This is a genomic window from Rhodococcus sp. IEGM 27 (genome assembly GCF_033142305.1).
Lineage (GTDB): Bacteria > Actinomycetota > Actinomycetes > Mycobacteriales > Mycobacteriaceae > Rhodococcus_F > Rhodococcus_F oxybenzonivorans.
The window spans coordinates 1-25,002 of sequence record NZ_JAWLSG010000015.1 but is presented as its reverse complement, the minus strand read 5'-3'; the positions used below and the strand labels follow the sequence as shown (position 1 = coordinate 25,002).

Sequence of the window (25,002 nt, the reverse complement as noted above, 5' to 3'; positions counted from 1 at the left end):
CAGCGCGCAACCGTGCCTGTGAGTACTTATCAACCGTGGAAGGTTAAGAAGTACTCACGGGTGCCGGAGGCGCTACTCGGGAGCCTGATCCTCGGGCTCTACCGGCTCGACTTCTGCACGATCGGACGCGTTGCCCTCGACTCCTTTGGCCTCACGCTCGGCGGTCAGACGGTCTTCCATGTCGTCGACGAGGTCGGCAATCCGCTGATGCTCGGGGAGGTGCTGACCATGTCGATCTTGGTTCGCCTTCATCACGCTCCTTCCGGGTGGGTGCGGGAGTTCGGTATCGGTCCGACTCGGGTCCACACATTTCGAACTGTACGCCGATCGACGTCCGGCGTCGGGAAATGCGACACGGTACTGGACGCCCGTCCTGGTTGCGAAACACCGACAGTGAAACGCGTTGCAGACCAGTGGCATACGCTCGACGGCACTGCGAATGTTCCACCGCGCTCTACTATTTCGCCATTGTGGTGGACTATCCGCTTCGATACGGCGCGGACTTCGATACGCAATCGACACCGTCTTGTGCATACGGACGGCGAGCACCTCGTACTCTGGACCCGGTACCACCCGAAGGAGGATCGAGATGCCGGCAGTCACCACTCCCCACGTCTACGTGCACCGCGCCGGAGATCGGCTGAAAACCAGGATTTCCTGGTTGGATTCGAAGCATTCGTTCTCCTTCGGTCAGCACTACGACCCCGACAACACCCATCACGGACTTCTGCTCGTGAACAACGACGACACCGTGCTTCCGGGACAGGGATTCGAGACTCATCCCCACAAGGACATGGAGATTGTCACCTGGGTGTTGCGTGGCTCACTCGTGCACCAGGATTCGATCGGCCATTCGGGCATCATCTATCCCGGTCTCGCTCAACGCATGAGTGCGGGCACAGGAATCATGCATTCGGAGAAGAACGACAGCTGGCGGCTGGCCGGCGAAGAGCACCACGAACCCGTTCATTTCGTGCAGATGTGGGTGGTGCCCGACGAGGCAGGACTGACACCGAGTTACGAACAGCTCGAGATCGAGGACGAGATCCTCGAGGGTGGACTGGTACCGGTGGCGTCCGGAATGCCCGAATACCGCGACCATTCGGCAATCCGCATCAACAACAAGCACGCCGCACTGCACGTCGCACGCATCTTTCCCGGCACACCCATCAGGTTGCCCGAGGCACCGTTCCTGCACGTCTTCATTACTCAGGGCACCGCCGACATGGAAGGTGTCGGCACCCTGTACGAGGGCGATGCCGTCCGTACCAGCGCATCCGGCGGTCAGGAGATCTCCTCGCATTCCGGCGCAGAGGTGCTGGTCTGGGAAATGCACGCCCGCATCGGCGGGTAAACGGTGTAAGTATGGAGCCATGACCACGGCTCAACGCTCAGGCATCGACCTCACACACCTCGGCAGCGGCATCCGTGCCCAGGACGACCTCTTCCTCCACGTCAACGGCGGCTGGATCGACAGTTACGAGATACCCGCGGATCGGGCCATCGACGGCGCGTTCCGCACGCTGTACGACAAGGCCGAAGTCGACGTCCAGAACATCATCGAGGAGGCTGCCGGTTCGGGCGCTCCGGCAGGGACCGACGCTCAGCGAATCGGCGACCTGTACGGCAGCTTCATGGACTCCGACGTCGTGGAAGCCGCAGGCCTCAGGCCGATCGCCGACGAACTCGCAGCCGTCACCGAGGCAGGCGATCTCTCGGCGCTGGCCGGAGTGATCGGCCGCCTGCAGCGGACGGGCGTGGGCGGCGCGGTCGGCCACTACGTCGACACGGACGCCAAGAACTCCGAACGCTATCTGGTGCACTTCAGCCAATCCGGCCTCGGACTGCCCGACGAGTCCTACTACCGCCAGGACGAGCACGCGGAGATCCGGGCCGCGTACGTGGCGCACATCGGCAAAATGTTCGAGCTCGCCGGTGTCGGGTACGACGCCCAGCGCGTGTTCGACCTGGAGACGAAGATCGCGGCCGGACACTGGGACGTCGTGAAACGGCGCGATGCGGAATTGAGCTACAACCTGGTAACCCTCGACCAGCTGCCGGAAGGCCTGGATTGGGCTGCGTGGATCGACGGGCTGGGCGGCACCCGTGATCAGTTCGCCGAGATCGTGGTCCGCCAGCCCGACTTCCTCACCACACTCACCGCGCTATGGACGTCCGAGGATCTGGAGACGTGGAAGGCGTGGGCCACCTGGAACGTCATCCGCTCACGGGCGCCGTACCTGACGCAGGCACTCGTCGACGAGAATTTCGCGTTCTACGGTAAGACGCTGACCGGAACCGAGGAGAACCGTGAGCGCTGGAAGCGCGGGGTGTCCCTGGTTCAGGACCTCCTCGGTGAGGCCGTCGGAAAGTTGTACGTCGAGCGTCACTTCCCCGCCGACGCCAAGGCCCGTATGCAGGAACTCGTCGCCAACCTGCAGGAGGCGTACCGCCGCAACATCGCCGACCTCGAGTGGATGAGCCCCGCGACCCGTGAGGCCGCGCTGCGCAAGCTCGAGAAGTTCACGCCGAAGATCGGCTACCCGGACAAGTGGCGCGACTACTCGTCGGTCACCATCTCCCGCGACGACCTGGTGGGCAACTATCGGCGCGGGTACGCGGCCGAGTACGACCGCGACCTGGGCAAAGTGGGTGGTCCCGTCGACCGCGACGAATGGTTCATGACCCCGCAGACGGTGAACGCCTACTACAACCCGGGCATGAACGAAATCGTGTTTCCGGCCGCTATCCTGCAGCCGCCGTTCTTCGACGCCGCCGCCGACGATGCCGCTAATTACGGCGGAATCGGTGCGGTCATCGGCCACGAGATCGGCCACGGATTCGACGACCAGGGCGCCAAGTACGACGGTGACGGGAACATGGTCGACTGGTGGACCGACGACGATCGCAGTGAGTTCGGAAAGCGCACCAAGGCTCTGATCGAGCAGTACAACCAGTTCGAGCCGAAGGCACTGCCCGGCCATGCGGTGAATGGGGAGTTCACGATCGGCGAGAACATCGGCGACCTCGGTGGCCTCTCCATCGCGATCGCCGCCTACAAGATCGCGACGGAGGGAACCGAGCCTCCGGTACTCGACGGGCTCACCGGTCTACAGCGCGTGTTCTTCGGCTGGGCGCAGGTGTGGCGGACCAAGGCACGCGATGCCGAAGCTCTCCGGCGTCTCGCGGTTGATCCGCACTCGCCGCCGGAGTTCCGGTGCAACGGAGTGGTGCGCAACCTCGACACCTTCCACGACGCGTTCGACGTCCAGCCCGGCGACGCCCTGTATCTCGATCCGGAGCAGCGCGTCAAGATCTGGTAGCGCCGGTCCCCCACCGACGCCCCGCTTGGAAAGCCCGTAGCCCGCACAGCGAACTGTGCGGGCTACGGCATGGTGTTCGGATCAGGTTCAGCGGTTCCAGTCGCCCAGACCGTCGGAGCCGCTGAGCACTCCACCGGCGGTGTTCTGCACGACCACCGCGTCGCCCTTCTTGGAGTTCTCGTAGAACCACTTGGCGTCCTCGGTGCTCACGTTGAGGCACCCGTGGCTGACGTTGGTGTTGCCCTGCGCGTCCAACGACCACGGCGCGGCGTGGACGAAGATGCCGCTGTACGACATGCGCGTGGCGTACTCGACGTAGGTGCGGTACCCCTCCTCGGAGTCGACCGGCACCCCGTACGTGGACGAATCCATGTACATGTCGCGGAACTTCTCGCCGATGATGTAGGTGCCGTTGGGGGTCTCGTGACCCGGCTTACCCATCGAGGTCGGCATGGTCTTGACCACCTCACCGTTGCGGGTGATCGTGATCTGCTTGGTATTGTCGTCGGCGGTCGCCACCAAGGCGTCGCCGATGGTGAACGTGGAATGCGCGTCTCCGGCATCCACGGTGACCTGCGTGTTGGCCGGCCAGAAGTCGGTGGGCTTCCAGCGCACCTGGCTGTCGTTGATCCAGTAGAAGCCACCCTCGACGGGTTGGCTGGTGGTGACCTTGATGGCACGCTCGGCGGCGGCGCGGTCACCGATCGCCTCGTTGAACCGGATGATCACCGGCTGCGCGACACCCACGACCTCACCCTCACCGGGGTTGAGGGACGGTGCCGAGAAGTTGGCCGGCGCGGGCGCCGGTTCGGGTAGCGGAAGCTGCGGGGCGCTGGGCAGACCGGGAAGGGTGGGAATCTCCGGTCCACCGGGGAACAGCGGGACGGCCTGGGCGGGTCCTACCAGCGCCGTTCCGGAAACCACCACTCCGGCCACTGCGACGGCGACGCGCGATGACCAGCGCTGATTCCGCGAAGTACAGATTCCTGTCTTGCCCATATGACCACTCTCGTTCGACGACGTGTACTGACGCGCGTCCCCGACGGACCTAACAATCGCGCACAGCCATTAACACACATCATCCGGCGCCGAGCAATTTACCCGCAATCGTTGCCGCTCTGCGCCCTGTGAGTATTTGTTATCACTGGACTGTTAAGAAGTGCTCACGGCGAGGTATCGGCGCGGGCTGCGGCCAGCATGCTGTCGATGGTCACGAGCTTGGTGCGAGCCCGACCCGCGGCCCGGCCCCCGGCGCGCTCGGTTTTGTCGATACGCTGCCAACCTTGGTAGTCGATCGCATTGGGCGCCCGTTCGGCAATCAACCGGTCGAGGGCCTCCCGGTCTTCGGGCGCGTCGAGCCGGCCCGCCGAGAAATCATCGATCACCATGTGCACGGTCTCGGCCGAGCAGTACTTGTTCGTGCCGATCACGCCTGTCGGTCCCCGCTTGATCCACCCCGCCACGTAGACACCGGGGATCGGCGTTCCCGTCTCCGGGTCGATCACCCGCCCGTTCTCGTTGGGGATGACCCCGCGCCGGTCGTCGAACGGGAGCCCCGCCACCGGACGGCCGCGATAGCCGATCGATCGCAGGATCAGCCCGGTGTCGAGCGTCTCGATGACATCCGATGGTTTGGCGCCGAGAACCCCGGAGGCGTCCGCGACCATCTCGTTGCGGGCGATTCGCACGGATTCGACGTGCCCGTCACCGAGGATGTCGACCGGTGAAGTGAGGAAGCGAAGCACGATGCGCTTGCGTGCGGGGTCGGCGGCCCGCTGCGCGAATTCCTCCACCTGCTTCACCTTCAACTGCAGCGACGGCTCCGCATCGTCCGCGTCGACGAGTGCACGGCTGGCCGGATCGAGCACGGCTTCCTCGGGGTCGACGACGACGTCCACGTTGGGCATCCGGCCCAAGGCAAGGAGTTCGGGGTTGGTGTATGCCGCCTGGGCAGGACCCCTCCGCCCGAGGATCACGACCTCCCGGATGTTGCTCGACCGCAGCGCTTCGAGAGCATGGTCCGCCAGATCCGTGGTCGCCAGGACATCGGGATCGGTGACCAGGATCCGGGCCACGTCGAGCGCCACGTTGCCGTTGCCGACGATCACGGCTCGCTCGCCGGAGAGGTCGAACGTGCGGTCGGCGTAGTCGGGATGGCCGTTGTACCAAGCGACGAACTCGGTGGCCGCATGGCTGCCCGGCAGATCCTCGCCGGGTATGTCGAGCCTGCGGTCACCCGCAGCGCCTACTGCGTAGATCACGGCGTGGTGGTGCCGCAGCAGTTCCTCGTGGGTGACGTCCTCGCCGACTGCCACGTTGAAGTGGCAATGCACGTTTCGTTTGCCCACTGCCGAACGGAACTGATCGGTGACACCCTTCGTGCCCGGATGATCGGGGGCGACACCGGCGCGCACCAACCCGTACGGGGTGGGCAGGCGCTCGAACATGTCGACCTCCATGCGCGGTTTGGCGGTCAGTTCCATCGCGGCGTAACAGGCCGCGGGACCGGACCCGACGATCGCGACGTGCAGCGTGCCGAGCGCGGCGTCGATCGACGGCAGCTTCACCGGATCCGGCCAGTCGGGACCGATGGGGTGTTTGGTGTAGTACTGCGCATTGATGTCGAGGTAGGGGGCGTCGACTTCTTCGAGGTCGTTCTCGGCATAGATGGCCTCGACCGGGCATTCCTCGACGCAGGCACCGCAGTCGATGCAGGTGTCGGGGTCGATGTACAGCATTTCCGTGGTCGCGAACGGTTTCTCGTCCGGTGTGGGATGGATGCAGTTGACCGGACAGACATCGACGCACGAGGCGTCGTTGCAGCAAGGCTGCGTAATCACATAAGTCACGGCTCTCCCCTACCTGAGTACACGCAGTCCGACGTCGACTGGAAGCCCAGACTATAACGTGTTCCACTTTTGCGCGAGGGTGTGACGAAGGGGACGTTCGCCAGGACAGCGTCCGTCCCCGCTCCCGTCAGACCGCTCCGCCCGGCTCCAGCCGGAATCCGACCTTGAGTGTCACCTGGAAGTGCGCCACCGCACCATCCTCGATGTGACCCCGTGTCGAGACCACCTCGAACCATTCGAGGTTGCGTACGGTCTCCTGCGCGCGCCCGACGGCGTTTTTGATGGCGCCGTCGATGCTGTCTCCCGACGAACCTACGACCTCGACAACCCGGTACACGTGATCACTCATCATGATTCCTTTCGTGGTTACTCGTCGTTACGTACGAGCGCTTGCGCTTCGACCCCGAGCCGCGCCAGACGCAGATCACCGAGAGCGGTGAACGAACTGCCGAGCCGGTTGGTGACGAAGCCGAGGGACAACCCGCTGTCGAGGTCCGCATAGGCCCCGGACCCGCCGACGCCGTAGTGCCCGATCGCGTTCCGTGGTTGCTCTCGGGACGCCAGGATCGGGCGGTGATAGCCGAGCGACCACTGGGGCCGGATACCGAGCACGTAATCGCGGTCGCGGGTCTGCACGGTCGACATCTGCTCGATGGTGGATCGGCGCAGGAAACGGCGTCCGTCGAGCACACCGCCGTTCGCGATCGCGCCGTACATGCGGGCGAGGGCGCGGGCACTGAACACACCGTTCCATCCGGGCATCACTGCGCCGTGCACGGCCGGGTTGCGCACCAGCAGGTCGAATCCGGTGGGCATGGCCGCCTCGGCGAGCCCGCGCATGGGGCCGACGCGCGCGAGAACGGTGGACGTGAGCTCCCAATTCAATCCGGCGGGGTTGATGTGCGGAAACAGCTTTGCGATCCGTGGCCGGTGCTGCTCCGGGACCAGGTACCAGAAGTCGTCGATTCCGAGGGGACCGGCGATCTCCTCCTCCACCACCCGGACGAACGGTTTCGCCGTCACCCGTGCGACGAGTTCAGCCACCAACCACCCATAGGTGACGGCGTGATATCCCGGACCGCGGAGTCTGCGTGGGTCGGCCGGTGTCGACGCGAGAGCCTGCACGACCGCGTCGTAGTCGAGTAAATCGAGTGGGCTGCGCATCAGACCTCGAACTCGATGCAAACCGGCGCGATGCGTCAGCAGGTCGCGGACCGTGATGGCGTCCTTACCTGCCGCACCGAACTCGGGCCAGTAGTCGGCCACTCTCGCGTCGTAATCGAGCAGACCGCGCTCGGCCAGCCTGTGCACGACGGTGCTGGCCACCCCTTTGCCCGTCGAGAACGACAAGGCGACGGTGTCGCGGTCCCAGCGGCGATCACGATCGGCCCAACCCGCCCAGATATCCAGCACCTTCTCACCGCGGAAATACGCGGTGAGCGCGCCGCCACCCTGCTGAGGCTGTCGGTACATCGCGAAGAAGCGGTCGGCGAGGGGAAGGAACCGAGGGTCCACATGCAACTCGGTCCGGGGCGCGGCCGCGGGCCTGTGACTTCGAACGCTGGTCGTCATCGACCACCTCCGATCTACTGCCGCTTCATGCGGCAGATGCGTCAGCCCATTGTGACTGCCGTCACCATACGACGCCGACCGGGGGTGTGATCAGGAAACCCGCCAGACCGTTACCCCATCGGTGAAACATGCTTGACCTGCAAGGAAATTGATGGCAAGCGCAGGCCCGCCGGAGCACACGACACCGCGGGCCGGGTCGGCGACGAGGGCCTGACCCCCTGGGCCGCTCAACACCAGCGCGGGGCCTGATCCGGCGACCGTACCGATGGCGACGCTTTTCGGTCCGATCGCGATCGCGGCAACGCCGCCGCCGCGAGCTTCGGCGGCGCCGACACCCCCGCCGACGCCGGCGCCGAGTGCCGCCCCCGCCTCGGCGGCGTCGGCGAAACCGACGCCATCGTTGCCGAGCGCTGCAGAGTTGCTGCTCGGGTCGGATTTCGCGCCACACGCGGTGCGGTCGATGATCGAGGTGGTGTCGCGGCCCGGAGGTGACACGCAGGACAACGATCCTGCCGACGCGGTGGCCGGCGTCGTCATCAGAGTTCCGAATGCCGTCGCAACGACACCGAGAACGAGTCCGGCAGCACCGGCTGTCGAACGCTCCATGAAGACCTCCCCATGTTCGGACGCAACTCGCCCGCCTGAGCGTACGTCAGCGTCGGCTACTTTCGGTCTCGGTCCCGACTCGGTTGCACTCGCTTCGGTTCGCCCGGCATCTTGGGATAGTTAGGCGGGTACGGGAGATCGCCCAGGCCGTTCGCGGCGTCCCGGTCTGCCATGTCGAGCAGGACGTCGAGCGACTGCTCCACGTCACGGATGGTCGCCATGGGGTCTCCACGCTTGTCGAGCAGGGCGGGCACGGTGGCGATGGTGAAGTCGTCAGGGTCGACGTCGATGAGTTCCGCCCAGGTCACCGGCGTCGACACCGTCGCGATAGGAGTCTTGCGGGCGGAGTACGCGGAGGCGATGGTCTTGTCGCGCGCATTCTGGTTGAAGTCGAGGAAGATTCGTTCACCGCGTTCCTCCTTCCACCACGACGTAGTGGCCCGGTCGCCGCTGCGCCGCTCGATCTCCCGCGCGAGGGCGATGCCGGCCCGGCGCACCTCCACGAAGTCCCACCGCTGCGCGATGCTCAGATAGACGTGCAGGCCACGACCACCCGACGTCTTCGGGAAGCCGACCAGGCCGAGCTCGTCCAGTAGGGGCTGCACGACGTCGAGGGCCACCGCACGGGCATCGTCGAAGCCGGTGCCGGGCTGCGGGTCCAGGTCGATCCGCAGCTCGTCGGGATGGTCGACGTCGGGGCAGCGGACCGCCCAGGGATGGAAGGTGATGTTGCCGAGGTTCGCAGCCCACACGATGTCGGGTGCGCTGCGGACGCGGAGTACATCCGCCTTTCGTCCCGACGGGAAAGTGACCTCGCAGGAACCGACGTGTTCCGGACGCTTGGCCGGCACGCGCTTCTGGTAGATCTCCTCGCCTTCGACTCCGTCGGGGAACCGCTGCAGATGCGTCGGCCGGTCCCGCAGCGCATCCAGCAGCGCACCCTGCAGGGCGACGGAGCGGTAGTACTCCACGAGGTGCCGTTTGGTGCCGCCGTCCGCACCGAGTTTCGGGTAGTAGATCTTGTCGGGGTTCGACAGGCGAACGGCGACGCCGTCCACGTCGAGTTCGACGGCCGGGCTCGCCATCACGAACCCCCGGCCAGCACGTCGGAAAGGTCGTATCGCACCGGAACCTCCAGTTGTTCGAATGTGCACTCGTCGGGCGTCCGGTCCGGTCGCCAGCGCAGGAACCGCGCGGCGTGCCGGAAGCGTGCGCCTTCCATCTGGTCATACGCCACCTCGACCACCCGTTCAGGTCGTAGTGGCACCCACGTGCGGTCGTTGCCCGACCGCCAGCGGGTGGGCTCACCCTCGGCGACGACGTCGTCACCGACCCGCAGCTCTTCCAACTCGGCGAGCAGTTCGATTCGCCTCGCCGAGGTGAAGGCCGACGCACCGCCCACCATCGACAGCTGGTCACCGTCGTAGAGCCCGAGAAGCATCGACCCGATTCCGGGCTGGCTCTTGTGGGGCCGGTAGCCGATGACGACGCAGTCGGCGGTGCGGGCGTGCTTCACCTTCACCATTTCCCGCTTGTTCGGCAGGTACGGCCCGGCGAGCTTTTTCGCCACCACTCCGTCGAGGCCGGCGCCCTCGAACGTCTGGAACCACTCGGTTGCCAGCTCGCTCGACTCCGTGGCCGCGGTGACATGGCAACTGGGACCGCCACCGACGGCGCCGACCAGTTCCTGTCTGCGGATCGAGAAGTCCTGACGACTGAGATCCCGGTCGCCCAGGACCAGCAGGTCGAAGGCGACGAACTGAGCCGGGGTCTGCTCGGACAGCAGTGTCACTCGGCTCTCCGCCGGATGAATGCGCTCCGACAAGGATTCCCAGTCGAGCCGGGTGTGGCCGTCGACAGTGCGGGGCACCACGAGCTCACCGTCCACCACACAGCGCTCCGGGAGCTCGGCGACGGCGGCCCGAACCATCTCGGGGAAGTACCTGGCCAGGTCTTTTCCGCCGCGGGAGCCGAGCACCACCTCGTCGCCGTCCCGGAAAACGAGGGCCCGAAAGCCGTCCCACTTGGGCTCGTACGACCACATGAGACCCGACTCCGGTTGCGTCGGAACGGACGACGCGGACTTCGCGAGCATCGGTTGCAGCGGAGGCATCACGGGGAGATCCACCCGTCCATAGTGTCATTACGATTGGTAAATCGGTGACCGATGTAATCAAATAATGCGCGACACGGCATGCGCGTGGAGCCGGGATGGCAAGCGGTCATCCGGGAAGGTAGGTGGCACCGCCATCCCGGAAATTCGGGTGGCACTGCCATCCAGAACGAGGTGGGGTTGAGATGGCAGGTCTGGTTCGGCGGGTGTGCACCGCGGTCGTCGCACTGTCGGCGACGGCGGTTCTCGTCACGGGGTGCGGTTCGGAGGTCACTCCCACGGCAGTGCCGGAGTCGGGGGCTTCGGCCACTACCACTGAGTCGACGACCGTGATCGACGGACAGGAAGGTGTGGACGCCGGCGGAGACGTCGACTTCGAAGTAGCGATCGGCGAGTGCGTCAAGCTCGGCGGCACGATCACCGACGCCGAGATCGACAAGGCGGCGTGCGGCAGCCCCGAGTCGAACTACAAGGTGATCGCCAAGGCGGAGCAGAACAGCCAGTGCATCAGCGACGCCGACTCGTACTACTACGAGACCCTCGGCGGAGTCGAGCAGGGCGCGATCTGCCTCGACGTCGACTGGGTCATCGGCGGATGCATGGATGTCGGTGGTGAGGATCCCAAGCGCATCGAGTGCACCGACCCCACCGCCGTCGACGGGGTCAAGGTGACCGAAATCGTGCAGGGCGCCACGTCCGTGGATTCGTGCACCACGTCCTCCAACGGCTACGAATACCCCGAGCGCAAGTTCGTCGTCTGTGTTGATGAGCTCTGACAGCCCGAGGCTGCGGGTCGACGAGCCTTAACTGGTTGTCAGGTCGGCTGCGGGTCCACCCGCAGCCGACCTCCGCTCACAACCAGCCACGCCGTTTGAAGATGGTGTACAGGCCCGCGCACGTGAGCATCATCAGCGACAGGGCGAACGGGTATCCGCCCACCCAGTGCAGTTCCGGCATGTGGTCGAAATTCATGCCATACACCGTCCCGATGAGGGTGGGGGCGAACAGGATTGCCGCCCAGGCCGATACCTTCTTGATTTCTTCGTTCTGCGCGTAGCTCGCCTGGGTGAGGTTCCGCATCTCCTCGTTCTGTTCCTGCGACACCAGAGTCGCGTTGACGGTGAGGATGTTGCCGAGCAACTGGCGGAATCCGTCCGCCCGCTCCACGACGACCGTCGCGTGATCGGTAACGTCACGGAGATACCGCTGCAGTTCCTCGTCGGTGTTGTACTTCTCGAATCCCGCCGACAGCCCGCGCAGCATTCCGAGCAGCGGCCTTGTGGCCCTCTGGAATTCGATGACCTCACGCGTGAGTTCGTAGATTCGCCGCGACACACCGGGTTCGCCGCTGAACACCTCGGTTTCGATCTCGTCGATGTCGTTCTGCAGGCCCGACACCACCGGGGCGTAGCCGTCGACCACCGCGTCGAGGATTGCGTACAGGACCGCCTCGGGTCCCAGCTTCAGCAGGTCCGGGTTCCCTTCCATCCTCCTGCGCACCGCCGACAGGTCGGGTGACTCACTGTGCCGCACGGTGAGCACGAACGTCGGCCCACAGAAGATGTGCAGCTCGCCGAATTCGACGCGCTCGGTTTCGTCGCAGTACCGTGCGGCCCGCAGCACCACGAACAACGTTTCGCCGTAGCGTTCGAGTTTGGGACGCTGGTGCGCGACGATCGCGTCCTCGACCGCCAGCTCGTGAAGATCGAATTGCGCTGCTGCAGCGTACAACTGGGCGTCGTTGGGCCGGTACATGCCGATCCAGGCCATCGACGACGCGTCCGGCAAGCTGCCCAGCGCCTCCGACAGCGTGGCCGGTGTCGCGATCTTCTTTCCGTCACGATAGACGGCGCTGTTGACCACAGTTTCTTCGGCCGGCGTCGGTTCGGGTGCGCGACGCGGGGCGACGTGACCGGTCTCGGCGTCGGACAGACCGGCGGAACGGCTCGGGAGCAGGGAACGAATGGGACGCAATTGTGGCATGGCACTGGTCTTTCGAGGAAGGATGCGTGCAAGTGGACACACGACTGTGAAACCGTTCCCCGGCGAGGTGAAACGGTTTCAGTAGATACTGGGAGGTTGGCTTCTCATCGGACGCCTCACCTCCACTTCCTCGACATGCTCACAGACGCGAGCGGCGACTGCACTCTGCAGACCGCAGGACAGACTACTCCTGTCGGGCCGATTCAGGGAAGCAGGGCCATTCCCGCCCTGGCCGGGTCACCGTTCACGTACCTCGAGCGAGCGTGCCAGGACGGGCCCGATGACGGCGAGGGACTGCGGTTCGATCATGTCGTTGTGCCCGCAATCGACGGGCTGCTCGTCGATCCGGCCGGTCACGAGCGACCGCCACTCCTCGGCGGACCGCGCGCGGGCGCCGCCGTCTCCGTTGCGCACGGCAGGGAAGAAGAGCACGTTGCCGTCGTACACCCGCGGAACGAACCGGTACCCGAGACGCTGGGAGTTCTCGTACCCCGCAGCGATCCGTTCGAGATGCTCTGCGGTGACGCCGGCTTCGGCCCCGAATGTTTCACCGAGCAACTGGGCCGCACGCTCGTAGGTGAGCTGGTTGTCCGACAGGTCTGTCTCCACGCCGAGGCCCCGGAGCAGCTCCCGCAGGTCGAGCTGACCGACTGCGGGTTGCTCTCCGTCCTCGGGGTAGCTGTCCATGAGGGTGAGGGTGGCCACCTCGTCCCCCGAGGCCCGGAGTTCGACGGCCATGGCATGCGCGATGACCCCGCCGAGCGACCAGCCCAACAGGTCGTAGGGACCTTCGGGCTGTATGTTCCTGATCTCTTCGACGTAGCGGCGGGCGAGTTGTTCGATCGACTCGGGTAACGGCTCACCGCTGATCGCGGGAAGCTGCAGTCCGTACACCGGCCGGTCCGGCGGTAGGTACCGGACGAGGCCGGCGTAGCCCCACGAGAGCCCGATTCCCGGGTGCACGCAGAACAACGGGGTACCTCTTCCCTGCGCCCGCAAGGGAATCACGACGGCGAGTGCCTCTTCCACACCGGTGGCGCGGGCCGGCAGTTCGAGACGGTGGGCGATCCCCGCAGGCGTGGGGTCGAGGAACATCCATTGCAGCGGAACCGTCCGCTCCAGTCTGGCCTCGAGGGCGCTGACGATCCGGGTGGCGAGGAGGGAGTTACCGCCGAGGTCGAAGAAGCTGTCCGCGACGCCGACCCGCTCCACGCCGAGGACCTCGGCGAACGCTTCCACGATTACGCGTTCGGTGTCCGTGGCCGGTGCCCGGAACGTCGCTCCACTGGAACCGAATTCTGGTGCGGGCAGCGCTTTTCGGTCGAGTTTGCCGACAGGGGTCATCGGGATTTCGTCGAGGACGATCACCGCGGCCGGCGTCATGTGTGCGGGCAGGCGCTCGGACGCGTAGGTGCGCAGTTCCGTGGGCCGCACCTCCTGTCCCTCCTGTACCCGCACATACGAGGCGAGTACGGCGTCGCCCGAGGGAGCTGTGTGACCGATGGTGGCAGCAAAGGCGACCGCCGGATGACGGGCGAGCACGGCGTCGATCTCGCCGAGCTCGATGCGGAAGCCACGGACCTTGACCTGGAAGTCGCTGCGCCCGATGTACTCGAGGGTGTGCGGTGTGACATCCCCCGTCGCCGGGCTCGCCGACTTGCGCCAGCGCACCACGTCGCCGGTCCGGTACATCCGGCACCCCGGCTCGCAGAAGGGGCAGGCGACGAAGCGTTCGGAGGTGAGCGCCGCCCGATTGTGGTACCCGCGTGCCATACCCGGCCCGACGATGTATAACTCGCCGTGCACACCGACGGGCACCGGTTGCAGTCGCTCGTCGAGGACCAGGAACGCAAGTCCTACTGCCGGCCCCCCGATGTTCACCCCTTCACCGGCATGCATCGGGGCGCTGACACTCGCCTGGATGGTGGTTTCCGTGGGTCCGTACCCGCTGTGCAGGCTGCGACCCGGCGCCCACTGCGCGACCACCTCCGGCGGGCATGCCTCGCCGACCAGGTCGAGGACACGAAGCGAGTGGAGTTCGTCGTTGTCGAGCGCCGCCAGCGCGGTGGGTGTGATGGTGGCATGGGTGACGCGCTCGCGCCGGAACAGATGAGCCAGTTCGCTGCCACCGACGATGGTGGGCGGCACGATCACCACCCGCGCCCCGGCGCTGAACGCCATCATCAGCTCGAACACCGACGCATCGAAACTCGGGGACGCCAGATGCGACACCCTGGCCTCGGGCGTGACCTCGAAGCAGTCGCGCGTTTCCGCGGTGAAGTTCGCCATGCCCTGGTGAGTGACGACGACGCCCTTCGGTTTCCCCGTCGAGCCGGAGGTATAGATGAGATACGCCGGATGGGCGAGTAACAATCGGCTCGTCCGGTCCTCATCTGTCAGTGGCGCGGACGACTCCGCCGCCATCTGCTCGGTGACGTTGTCGTCGTCCAGCACCAGCCACGCAACAGTGTCCGGCAAAGTGTCTCGGTGAGCTCGCACGGTGAGGCCCAACGAGGCTTGGCAGTCGGTGAGCATGAAGTCGACGCGTTCGCGTGGGTAGGCCGGATCGACGGGCACGAAGGCCGCGCCTGCCTTGGTGACCGACCAGATCGAGACCACGGCTTCGATCGAGCGGGGCATTCCGAGCGCGACGAAGGTCTCCGGCCCCACCCCACGGCCACGGAGGACGCGGGCCAACCGGTTGGACCACTCGTCGAGTTCGCGGTAACGCACGTGCCTGCCCTCGCAGGACAGCGCCACCGAGTCGGGGTCGAGTGCGGCGGCAGCGGTGAGCAGGTCGGGCCACAGTTCCGGGCGCATGTCGGGTGCGCCGCGGGCAGGAACCAGGGCCCGCGTCTCCACCTCGTCGAGGAGCGGGAGGTCGCCGACCGGCCGGTCGGGGTTCTCGGTCACAGCGTCGAGAATCCGCAGGAACCGGTCGGCGAAACCTCGGACGGTGCCGGCATCGAAGAGATCGGTCGCGAAATCGATGGCGCCATCCATGCCTTCCGGTGCACCGTTCACGTCGAACTTCTCGGCCAGGAGGAATTCGAGATCCACCTTGACGACGGCGAGTTCGGGATCGAGTGCACGAACCTCCAGATCCGGAAGTGTCAGCACTGGTTGCTCGTTGTTCTGGAACTCGAGGGAGACCTGGACGATCGGTGAGTGCGCCGTCGATCGAGTCGGACCCACTGCCTCCACGACGCGTTCGAAGGGAACGTCGGCGTGGGTGAAGGCACCGAGGTCGACATCACGGCACTGGGCCGCCAGGGTGGTGAAGGACGTTGCGGAATCGACGTGCGTCCGCAGGGCGAGCGTGCCCACGAACATGCCGACCAGATCATCGAGCGCGGGTTCTCCGCGGCCGGCGATCGGCGTTCCGATCACGACGTCGTCGGTGCGGCCGAGCCGTGACAGCAGCACGGCGAGTGCGGCATGGACGGTCATGAACTCCGTGGAGCGAAGGCGCCGCGACAGTTCTTTGATCCGTCGATGGAGGCCGCGGTCGACGGTGAAGCCGATGCGGCCGCCGCGGAAGGATTGCTGGGAAGGTCGGTCGTAATCGGTGGGCAGTTCGAGGAGGTCGGGTGTTCCTGCCAGCACATTCCTCCAGTAGGCGAGCTGCGTCCCGATCAGCGACTCGGGGTCGTCGGCCGAGCCCAGCAGCTCCCGTTGCCACAGGGTGTAGTCGGCGTACTGCACCGGCAGCGGTGCCCACGCGGGCGCGTCGCCGCGGGCACGGGCTTCGTATGCCGTCATCACGTCGTGCACCAGCGGGACCATCGAGAACCCGTCCGCCGAGATGTGATGCACCACAACGGCAAGCACGTGCTCGGTGGCGGTGAGCGAGAACAGGCGCACCCGCAGCGGTACCCGCGCGGTGACATCGAATCCCGCCGACACCAGCCGGGTCAGCTTCTCTCGCAGATGATGCTCGTCCACCACGGCGACCGGGATCAGTGTGAGCCCTGCGCTCTCGGCGGGCAGAATTCGTTGGACCGGCCCGTCCTCGCCGATCGGGAACGTCGTTCGCAGGGACTCGTGCCGGGTAAAGACATCGGCGATCGCCGAGCTCAGCGCCCGCACATCGAGCGCACCACTCAGTCGGACCACGATCGGGATGTTGTAGGCGGCCGAGGTGGTGTCGAGTTGGTTGACGAACCACATGCGCTGCTGAGCGAACGACAGCGGGATGTTCTCGGGTCGCGTGCGGGGTGCGAGCACCGGGCGTTCGGACTGCCGCGCACCGGCGTGCTCGATTCGTGCGGCCAGCGCGGCCACGGTGGGCGCCTCGAACAGGTCACGGACCCCACAGTCGATGCCGAGCAACGCCCGCAACCGGGCCATCGCGCGGGTCGCGCTCAGGGAATTGCCGCCGAGGTCGAAGAATCCGGCATCGGCACCCACCCGCCCTAGTCCGAGTACGTCGGCGAAGACGTCGGCTACCGCTTCCTCGATCGGGTCGGCCGGCGGCCGGTATGGACCTGTCGTGGACAGGAAGTCGGGCTCCGGCAGTGCCGTGCGGTCCAGCTTGCCGACTGCCGTCAACGGGATTCGATCCAGCAGGACGATCGAGAACGGCACCATGTGCGACGGCAGACGGCGTTCGAGACTCCTGGTGAGCACGGCACTGTCGAGGACGCGACCCGCCGCCGGGACGACGTAGGACACCAGCAGCGTGTCACCGGCGGGACCGCGGTGCGCGATCGTGGCCGCGAACCCGACGTCCGGCTCCGACATGAGGGTGGCGTCGATCTCGCCGAGTTCGACGCGGAAACCCCGGACCTTGACCTGGAAGTCGCTGCGGCCCAGGTACTCGATGCTGTGGTCCGCGGTCCACCGCACGACATCCCCGGTGCGGTACATCCTTTCGCCGGGTCGCGTGGGATCAGCGACGAACCGTTCGGCCGTGAGCGCGGGTCGACGGTGATAGCCGCGGGCCAGACCTGCCCCGGCGAGATACAGCTCACCCGGAACTCCGACCGGGACCGGTTGCAATCGGGTGTCGAGTACCAGTTCCGTCACGCCGCGGATGGGGCCGCCGATGGTGATCGGACCGCCGGGAACCAGCGGTGCGCTGATGTTGGACATGATCGTCGTCTCGGTCGGCCCGTACCCGTTGTACAGCCGACGGCCCGGTGCCCAGCGGGCGATCAGATCGGGTGGGCACGCTTCACCGCCGAACACCACGTCCGCCAGGTGATCCAACCCGGCTGGGTCGAGTGACGCCAGCGCCGAGGTGGTGATGAACGCGTGGGTGACCTCCCGTTCCGCGAGGAGCCGTGCCAGATCTTCGCCGCCGAATACCGTGGGCGGCGCGATCACCATCGTCGCGCCGGCCCCGAAGGCCTGCAGATACTCGTATACCGAACCGTCGAAGCTGGGTGTCGAGAAGTGCAGGGTGCGCGATTGCCCTGTCGCGCCGAACCTTTCGAGTTGGTCGAGGGCGAAGTTGTCGAGACCACGATGGGTGACGAGGACACCCTTGGGCAGGCCCGTGGACCCCGAGGTGTAAACCAGATACGCGGCGGTGTCCAGCGCGATCGGACCGGTACGCTCGACTGCGGTGACCGGCGCCTCCGAACAATCGGCGCATTCGGTTGTGAAGTCGGGGTGGTCCAGCATCAGCCAGTGCGCGGCTCCGGGGAGGCGGCCACGGTGCTTCGTGGTGGTCACGCCCAGTGCGGCTCCGGAATCGGCGAGCATGTGCGTGATGCGCTCGTCGGGGTAGCTGGGGTCGATCGGCACGAACGCCGCTCCCGTCTTCGCCACCGCCCACACCGACAGCATGGAGTCGAGGGACCGCGGTATTCCGATGGCCACGAAGCTCTCCGGTCCGACACCGCGGGCGATGAGTGCGCGCGCCAGACGATTCGACCGCTCGTCCAGCTCGCGGTAGCTCACGTGCTCGTCTTCGAAGGACAGTGCGATCGCGTCCGGATCGAGCGCGGCGGCATCGGCAAAAATTTCGGGCAGAGTGCGGGCCGACCCGCCCGGACGACCGCGGACCGGAACCAGCTCGGCGCGCTCGTCGTCGGTGAGCAGCGACAGCGCGGCCAACGGCTGTTCCGGCCGGGTGCACGCGTCGAGAACCCGCAGCACACGCCCGGCGATGCCTTCAACTGCGTCCGCCGCGAAGACGTCGGGCAGGTACTCGAACTTCAGGTGGAGACGAATGTCGACAGACGCGACCAGGCTCAGCGGGTAATGGGCCGCATCGTGCGCATCCACCCCCGCCACGCGCATCCCGGCGATATCGGTGTCGGTCGACAGCCCGGCGCGATCGACCGGGTACGACTCGAACACGGTCAAGGTGTCGAAGCCGACCTCGGGCCCCGCGGCGCGCTGAATCTCGGCCAGACCCAGGTAGTGGTGATCCAGCAACGCCGCCTGCTCGGCCTGGACACGTTCGAGGAGCGCACCCATCGATTCTTCGGGACGCAGCTCGATCCGGACGGGCAATGTGTTGATGAACAGGCCGATCATCGTCTCGATGCCCGCCAGCTCGGGAGGCCGCCCCGAGACGGTGGCGCCGAACAGTACGTCGTCGCGGCCGGTCAACGTACCGAGCACAATTCCCCAGCACACCTGGACGAGAGTGTTGATCGTCACCCCGCGAGAACGCGCCAGCTCGCGCAGGCGGGTGGTCTCGTCCTCGTCCAGGTCGAACACCCACTCCTGCGGAATGGTGGACAACTGCCGCCGACGTTCGACGGCTGCTGAATCATCCCTCGCTCCGCTCACCCCGGTCGCCCGGGCTGCCAGCAGCGTCGGCCCCTCCACCCCCGCCAGAGCCCGGGCCCACACCGCCCGGGAGGGTTCGAGATCCCGGTGCTTCATCCACGCCAGATAGTCGCGGTAGCCGCGCACACGTGGGAGGGGTGACGGGTCACCGTCGGTGGCGTAGAGCGTCAGCAACTCCGTGATCAGCAGCGGCATCGACCAGCCGTCGAGAAGGATGTGATGGTTGGCCGACACCAGCCGGTATCGGTTCTGTGCCGACGTGATCAGTGTGAAGCGGATCAGCGGCGCGGAGGTCAGGTCGAACGGGCGGATCCTGTCTTCGGCCTCCAGTCGCCTGATCTCGGACGCCGCCGCGGTGTCGTCGAGCGCGGTCAGATCGACCTCACGCCAGGGCACCTCGACGTGTCGCCGGACGACTTGCATGGTGTTGCCCTCGGCGTCGTGCAGGAAAGCGGTGCGTAGGTTGGCGTGTCTGTCGACCAGAGCGGCGACCGCGCGACGCAGGCGAGGTGCATCCACCTCACCGCGAAGGTCGAGACCGATCTGCACGAGGTAGGCATCGACGGAGGCGTCGGCAAGCTCGGCCTGAAAGAGCATGCCGAATTGCAGAGGCGACAGCGGCCACACATCGGTCAGGTCGGGGCAGCGACGTTCGAGGGTCTCGATCGCATCCTGCCCCAGTTCGACGAGATCGAAATCCGATGGCGTGAAGCCGCCGCCGCCCGACTCGACGTGCGCACCGAGGGCGGCGAGTGCCTGCACCCACAGTTGCGCGAGTTCGTCGACCTCGTCGCGGGTGAGGACGCCCGGCGGGTAACTCCACGTGGATTTCAGCTGCGGGCCTTCGCCCGCGTCGATGGTCATCGCATTGACGTCGACGACCGCCGCGACGGGTAGGTCTGCAGCCGCCTTCTCGCGTAGGGCGGGTTCGTCGACGGGCACCCATCCCTCGGCGTTCTCCGGAGCTGTTCCGCCCATTCTGCCGAGATAGTTGAAACTGACCTGCGGAGGCGACAGTCGTGAAAGTGTCTCCGTAGTTTCGTTGTTCAGGTGCCGGAGCAGTCCGAAGCCGATGCCGTGGTCGGGTACGGCGAGGAGTATTTCCTTGACAGCCTTCACCGCGGCTCCTGCGGACGGGCCTCCCGCGAACGCGTCGTCGAGGTCCACTCCGCTGAGATCGAAACGCACGGGGAAGATGGTGGTGAACCATCCGACCGTGCGGGAGAGATCTGCCCCGGGTACCACCTGCTCTTCACGGCCGTGGCCTTCGAGATTCACCAAGGCGTCCTCGACATCGATCCTCCGGTGTCGCCGCCACCGGATCAGCGCCATGGTCAGCGCCGTCAACAGCCCGTCTCCCACGCTGCCGTGGAATGCCTGTGGCACGGTCGTCAGCAGTGTCTCGCTCAACGGGGCCGGAAGGTGCACTTCCACGTCCTCGGCGGTGAGGGCGGTGTCCGATTCGGCCACGGGGCGTGAGCCCAGGATGGGGTCGGGCGCGTCCAGTATCCGTTGCCACAGTTCGAGTTCGGCTGTTCGACGAGGCTCGTGCGCGGCGTCGGCGAGTGCATACGCCCATCGGCGCATCGACGTTCCCGGTGGCTCCAGCACCGGTGTCGCGCCGGACTGCAGTTGCGCGCACGCCGTGGCGAGGTCCGGGATCATGATCCGCCAGGACACTCCGTCCATCGCCAGATGATGGACGGCGATCAGCAACCGGCCATCCCCCCGGCGACCCGCGTCGAGCCAGACCACCTGCATCATCACACCCGTTTCGGGGTCGAGCCGATCGAGGGCTGCGTCGAGTTCCCTCGCGGCGAGATCGGAGACGCCGTCACCGTCCACCGGCACCCGGCGTACGAGCGTGGCCGCCCGCACCGCCCCTTCGGCCTGCACCTCCATCGACCAGCCCTCTTCGGTGTGCGAGGTGCGGTACAGACGCGACCGCAGGAGGTCGTGCCGATCCAGCAGGGCCTGGACGGCCTGCGTCAGGGTGTCCTGGTCCAAGGTCGCAGGCACGGTGAACAGTGCGGTCTGCGAGTAACGCCGGAAATCTCCGCCTCGGCCGAGGAGCCACCGCACTATCGGGGTCAACGGAATCTCCCCGACACCGCCACCGGGCAGCTCCTCCAGAATCACCGCCTGGTCACCCTGTCCGGCGATTTCGGCCAGAGCCGCAACGGTTCTACGTTCGAACACATCTCGCGGCGAGATCACCACCCCGGCTGCCTTGGCGCGGGTGACCAGCTGGATGGACATGATCGAATCGCCACCGATGGCGAAGAACGAGTCGTCGACGCCCACCGTGTCGAGGCCCAGGACCTCGGCGAACAGGCCGGCGAGAATGCGTTCGGTCTCGGTGAGGGGGGTAAGACTCGTGGTGACCTGTCGACCGAAGTCCGGTTCGGGCAGAGCTTTCCGGTCGAGCTTGCCGTTCGCCGTCAACGGCATCTCGTCGAGAACCACCACTGCTGCCGGCACCATGTGCGAAGCCAGCCTCTTTGCTGCTGCGTCGATGACCACAGCCGGGTCGATCGATACGCCGGTCTCCGGCACGGCGTACCCCACCAATCGACTCCCGTGCACCGTCACCGCAGACTGCGCCACTCCTTCACACGCGAGGAGAGCCGACTCCACCTCACCGAGTTCGATCCGGTAACCCTTCACCTGCACCTGGAGGTCATTGCGGCCGAGGTACTCCAGCTGCCCGTCGCGGTTCCACCTGCCGAGGTCACCGGACCGGTACATCCGGGACTCCGGCAGGAACGGGTCGGGAACGAACCGGGCGGACGTGAGGGCGGGACGGCCGAGGTATCCGCGCGACACCTGCTCCCCTGCGACGTACAGTTCCCCGATCACGCCCGGCGGCACCGGATGCAGCCGGTCGTCGAGGACGTAGACGCGCAGCCCGGGTAGGCCCCGGCCGATCACGGATGCGGGCTGCTCCGTCACGGTGTCCCGGTCGATCGGCAGGTGGCTGACATGCACCGTCGTTTCCGTGATGCCGTACATATTGACCAGAACCGGCGCGGTGTCGTCCCGGCGTGCGTACCAGCGCTGCAGTTGCGCGAATTCGAGGGCTTCCCCACCGAAGATCACGTACCGGAGGGACAGTCCGAGACCACCGGCCAGACGATCCGCCTCTGCCAACTGGTAAAAGGCAGTGGGAGTTTGGTTCAGGACTGTGACGTATTCACCGCGCAGGAGTTCGAGGAACTTCTCGGGTGAGCGCGCGGTGAAGTAGTCCACCAGTACCAGCCGGCCACCGTGCGCGAGCGCTCCCCACATCTCCCACACCGAGAAGTCGAATGCGGCGGAATGGAACATGGTCCACACGTCGTCGGGCCCGAAACCGAACAGCGACTGGGTTTGTGCCAGCAAGGCAACCACGTTGCGATGCGAGACCTGCACACCCTTCGGCCGTCCGGTGGAGCCCGACGTGTAGATCACGTACGCCACCGAGTCCGGGTGCAACGGACTGCACCGGTCGACATCCGTGATCGGCAGGGGCGAGAAGCGTTGCACCGCGGTCAGCGTGTCGGGGTCGTCCACGACAATGACCGGGGCGCAGGCAGTATCGACAACCGGTGCGTCCGCGGTGGTGGTCAGTACACATCTCGGCTGGGCATCGCTCAGCAGGAAGGTCAGCCGTTCCGGAGGAGAGGCTACATCGACAGGGAGGTACCCGGCGCCCGACTTCACCACTGCCAGAAGCGCAACCACCAAGTCGACGGAACGCGTCATGACCACGGCCACCAGTGTTTCCGCGCCCGCCCCCTGATCGACCAGCAGTCTCGCGAGCCGGTTCGCCCGGTCGTCGAGTTCCCGGTAGGTCACGGACGAGCCGTCACAACGCACGGCGACGGCATCGCCGGCGGCGGCCACCACACGGTCGAAAACGTCCGCCAACGTCGACGGCGCGACGTGCTGTGCCGGTCGATGCGCGGAGGTGAGCACGAACTCGCGCTCCGCCGGGAGGAGGAGGTCGACGTCGTCCACGAGCACCGTCGGGTCTGCCGACACGGTCTCGACCACCTGGAGGAAGCGGTGCGCGAGACGCTCGACCGATGTGCGGTCGAATACGTCGGTCGCGTACCGGAAGCCGGCGGTGATCCCGGTCGGCATCCCGTTCTCGTCGAGCCGTTCGGCCAGGCTCAGCTGCAAGTCGAATTGCGCCACCTCGAGATCGACGTCGAGAGATTCGACTGCCAACCCCGGCAGTTCCAGGCGTACGCGCGTGTCGTTCCGGAACTCGAGGAGCACCTGGAACAGGGGTGTGTGCGCAGTGGACCGCTCGGGCACCAACTCGTCTACGAGCCGCTCGAACGGGATGTCCGCGTGCTCGAATGCGCCGAGGTCAGCTGAGCGCACCTCGGTGAGTACGTCGGCGAACGATGCCCCTGACGGCACCGACGTGCGGAGCACGAGCGTATTGACGAACATCCCCACTACATCGTCGAGCGCCCGGTGGCCGCGGCCCGCGATCGGCGTTCCCACCACCACGTCGTGTGAGCCCGACAGCCGTTGGAGCAGCACTGCCCAGGCCGCGTGCATCACCATGAACAGAGTCGAACGAGCTTGGCGTGCAAGGTCGAGCAAGGCGGAATGCACGGCAGGCGCGATGTCGCGGGTGACGACGGCACCCCGGGAGGATCTTTGTCTGGGTCGCGGTCGGTCCAGGGGCAACGGCAGAACCTCCGGGCCGCCCGACAGCGTCCGGATCCAGTAGCCGAGTTGCTCCGACAGCACCGACTCGGGCTGGTCCTCGGTGCCCAGGACCTCGCGCTGCCACAGGCTGTAGTCGGCGTACTGCACGGGCAGCGGTGCCCAGCCGGGCGCGCGCTGTTGTTTGCGCGCGGTGTAGGCAAGCATCACATCGCGCGCCAGGGGCGTCATCGAGAAGCCGTCGGCCGCAATGTGATGTACGGCGAGGGCCAGGACGTGACTCTCGGGAGCGAGGCTCACCAACGTCACCCGGATGGGCAGTTCCTCGGTGACATCGAATCCCTTGCCGAAAAAGGTGGCGAGGAGATCTCGAAGGTCCCGTTCGGTAGCGGATGTCGAATCCAGTTCGGGGATGGCGGTTCTCGTCTCCACGATCACTTGATGGGGTCCGTCGGCAGAACCGGGATACATGGTACGCAGTGTCTCGTGCCGTTCGATGACGTCACCGAGTGCCGCCCGGAGAGTCGGCAGGTCTATCACGCCGTCCAGACGTAGCGCAACCGGAATGTTGTATGCCGGTGAGGAGGTGTCGAACTGGTTGATGAACCACATACGCTGTTGCGCCAGAGAAAGGGGAAGCCGATCGGGCCGCGGTCGCGCGGTCAGTTCCGGGGTAACGGAGTTCGTCAGCAGGGACGGCCCGATCCGATCGGCCAGGTCGGATACCACGGGGTTGTCGAACAGCACGCCCACAGCGAGTGTCGTCTCCAGCGCGCTGTTGATGCGGGCCACCGCCCTGGTGGCGCTGAGCGAATCGCCACCGAGTGCGAAGAAGCTGTCGTCCGCGCCGACGCGGTCGACACCGAGGACGTCAGCGAAAGCTGTGGCGACAGACTGCTCCACGGGTGTCGTCGGAGCGCGATACCCCGCTGTGGTGAAGTGGGGTTCGGGGAGGGCCTTGCGGTCGAGCTTGCCATTCACCGTCACCGGCAACTCATCGAGCACCACCACCACCGACGGCACCATATACCCCGGCAACACCCCCGCCACCCACTCCACCACCGCCAGACCCTCCACCACCACCCCACACTCAGGCACCACATACCCCACCACAAACTCCCCACCCGACCCACCCCGCAACACC

Annotated in this window: 13 protein-coding genes; 3 read left to right on the top strand and 10 right to left on the bottom strand. The window is 66.2% G+C overall.

Annotation, left to right across the window (positions count from 1 at the left end; genetic code table 11):
* Positions 1-72 precede the first annotated feature (72 nt).
* The gene (locus R4P95_RS30160) at positions 73-252 is read right to left on the bottom strand and encodes a hypothetical protein (protein ID WP_213576332.1); all 180 of its coding nucleotides are present in this window, start codon (positions 250-252) and stop codon (positions 73-75) included.
* A gap of 337 nt (positions 253-589) precedes the next feature.
* Between R4P95_RS30160 and R4P95_RS30155 the strand changes: the two genes are divergently transcribed.
* Positions 590-1,354: a pirin family protein gene (locus R4P95_RS30155; protein WP_317747587.1), complete on the top strand. Its 765-nt coding sequence runs from the start codon at positions 590-592 to the stop codon at positions 1,352-1,354.
* A gap of 19 nt (positions 1,355-1,373) precedes the next feature.
* Positions 1,374-3,323, top strand: coding sequence for a M13 family metallopeptidase (locus R4P95_RS30150; protein ID WP_317747588.1), 1,950 nt, complete (start codon positions 1,374-1,376; stop codon positions 3,321-3,323).
* Between the two features lie 87 nt (positions 3,324-3,410).
* Here R4P95_RS30150 and R4P95_RS30145 read toward each other — a convergent pair whose 3' ends face one another.
* The 7 genes from R4P95_RS30145 to R4P95_RS30115 all read right to left on the bottom strand — a co-directional run bounded on the left by R4P95_RS30145 (position 3,411) and on the right by R4P95_RS30115 (position 10,478).
* Positions 3,411-4,322, bottom strand: a complete 912-nt coding sequence (locus R4P95_RS30145; RefSeq protein WP_109333345.1) for an Ig-like domain-containing protein — start codon at positions 4,320-4,322, stop codon at positions 3,411-3,413.
* Between the two features lie 164 nt (positions 4,323-4,486).
* A complete protein-coding gene (locus R4P95_RS30140) occupies positions 4,487-6,172 on the bottom strand; it encodes an FAD-dependent oxidoreductase (protein ID WP_317747589.1) in 1,686 nt (561 codons plus the stop codon).
* A 127-nt stretch (positions 6,173-6,299) separates the two neighbouring features.
* Positions 6,300-6,521 (bottom strand): dodecin, encoded by a 222-nt coding sequence (locus tag R4P95_RS30135; protein ID WP_109335362.1) that lies wholly within the window; start codon positions 6,519-6,521, stop codon positions 6,300-6,302.
* Between the two features lie 17 nt (positions 6,522-6,538).
* Complete coding sequence (locus R4P95_RS30130; protein ID WP_317747590.1) at positions 6,539-7,744, bottom strand: serine hydrolase domain-containing protein; 1,206 nt, start codon at positions 7,742-7,744, stop codon at positions 6,539-6,541.
* A gap of 90 nt (positions 7,745-7,834) precedes the next feature.
* Positions 7,835-8,350, bottom strand: coding sequence for a DUF6764 family protein (locus R4P95_RS30125; protein WP_213576328.1), 516 nt, complete (start codon positions 8,348-8,350; stop codon positions 7,835-7,837).
* A 56-nt stretch (positions 8,351-8,406) separates the two neighbouring features.
* Positions 8,407-9,435: a DNA polymerase domain-containing protein gene (locus R4P95_RS30120; RefSeq protein ID WP_213576327.1), complete on the bottom strand. Its 1,029-nt coding sequence runs from the start codon at positions 9,433-9,435 to the stop codon at positions 8,407-8,409.
* On the bottom strand, positions 9,435-10,478 hold the full coding sequence (locus R4P95_RS30115; RefSeq protein WP_317747591.1) for an ATP-dependent DNA ligase: 1,044 nt from the start codon (positions 10,476-10,478) through the stop codon (positions 9,435-9,437). Before R4P95_RS30115 ends, R4P95_RS30120 begins: the two co-directional genes overlap by 1 nt.
* A gap of 170 nt (positions 10,479-10,648) precedes the next feature.
* Here R4P95_RS30115 and R4P95_RS30110 point away from each other — a divergent pair, with 170 nt between their 5' ends.
* Positions 10,649-11,239, top strand: coding sequence for a hypothetical protein (locus R4P95_RS30110; RefSeq protein WP_109333357.1), 591 nt, complete (start codon positions 10,649-10,651; stop codon positions 11,237-11,239).
* 76 nt (positions 11,240-11,315) lie between these two features.
* On the opposite strand, the gene R4P95_RS30105 is transcribed toward R4P95_RS30110, so the two are convergent.
* Both R4P95_RS30105 and R4P95_RS30100 read right to left on the bottom strand, forming a co-directional pair.
* The gene (locus tag R4P95_RS30105) at positions 11,316-12,446 is read right to left on the bottom strand and encodes a magnesium and cobalt transport protein CorA (protein WP_213576325.1); all 1,131 of its coding nucleotides are present in this window, start codon (positions 12,444-12,446) and stop codon (positions 11,316-11,318) included.
* Between the two features lie 237 nt (positions 12,447-12,683).
* The coding region (locus R4P95_RS30100) for a non-ribosomal peptide synthetase (RefSeq protein WP_317747592.1) at positions 12,684-25,002 on the bottom strand (12,319 nt) is incomplete at its 5' end.

Coding starts and splice junctions, on each gene's coding strand:
- R4P95_RS30110 (WP_109333357.1), top strand. CDS start 10,649: ATGGCAGGTCTGGTTCGGCGGGTGTGCACCGCGGTCGTCGCACTGTCG.
- R4P95_RS30135 (WP_109335362.1), bottom strand. CDS start 6,521: ATGAGTGATCACGTGTACCGGGTTGTCGAGGTCGTAGGTTCGTCGGGA.
- R4P95_RS30105 (WP_213576325.1), bottom strand. CDS start 12,446: ATGCCACAATTGCGTCCCATTCGTTCCCTGCTCCCGAGCCGTTCCGCC.
- R4P95_RS30160 (WP_213576332.1), bottom strand. CDS start 252: ATGAAGGCGAACCAAGATCGACATGGTCAGCACCTCCCCGAGCATCAG.
- R4P95_RS30120 (WP_213576327.1), bottom strand. CDS start 9,435: ATGGCGAGCCCGGCCGTCGAACTCGACGTGGACGGCGTCGCCGTTCGC.
- R4P95_RS30130 (WP_317747590.1), bottom strand. CDS start 7,744: ATGACGACCAGCGTTCGAAGTCACAGGCCCGCGGCCGCGCCCCGGACC.
- R4P95_RS30125 (WP_213576328.1), bottom strand. CDS start 8,350: ATGGAGCGTTCGACAGCCGGTGCTGCCGGACTCGTTCTCGGTGTCGTT.
- R4P95_RS30150 (WP_317747588.1), top strand. CDS start 1,374: ATGACCACGGCTCAACGCTCAGGCATCGACCTCACACACCTCGGCAGC.
- R4P95_RS30155 (WP_317747587.1), top strand. CDS start 590: ATGCCGGCAGTCACCACTCCCCACGTCTACGTGCACCGCGCCGGAGAT.
- R4P95_RS30145 (WP_109333345.1), bottom strand. CDS start 4,322: ATGGGCAAGACAGGAATCTGTACTTCGCGGAATCAGCGCTGGTCATCG.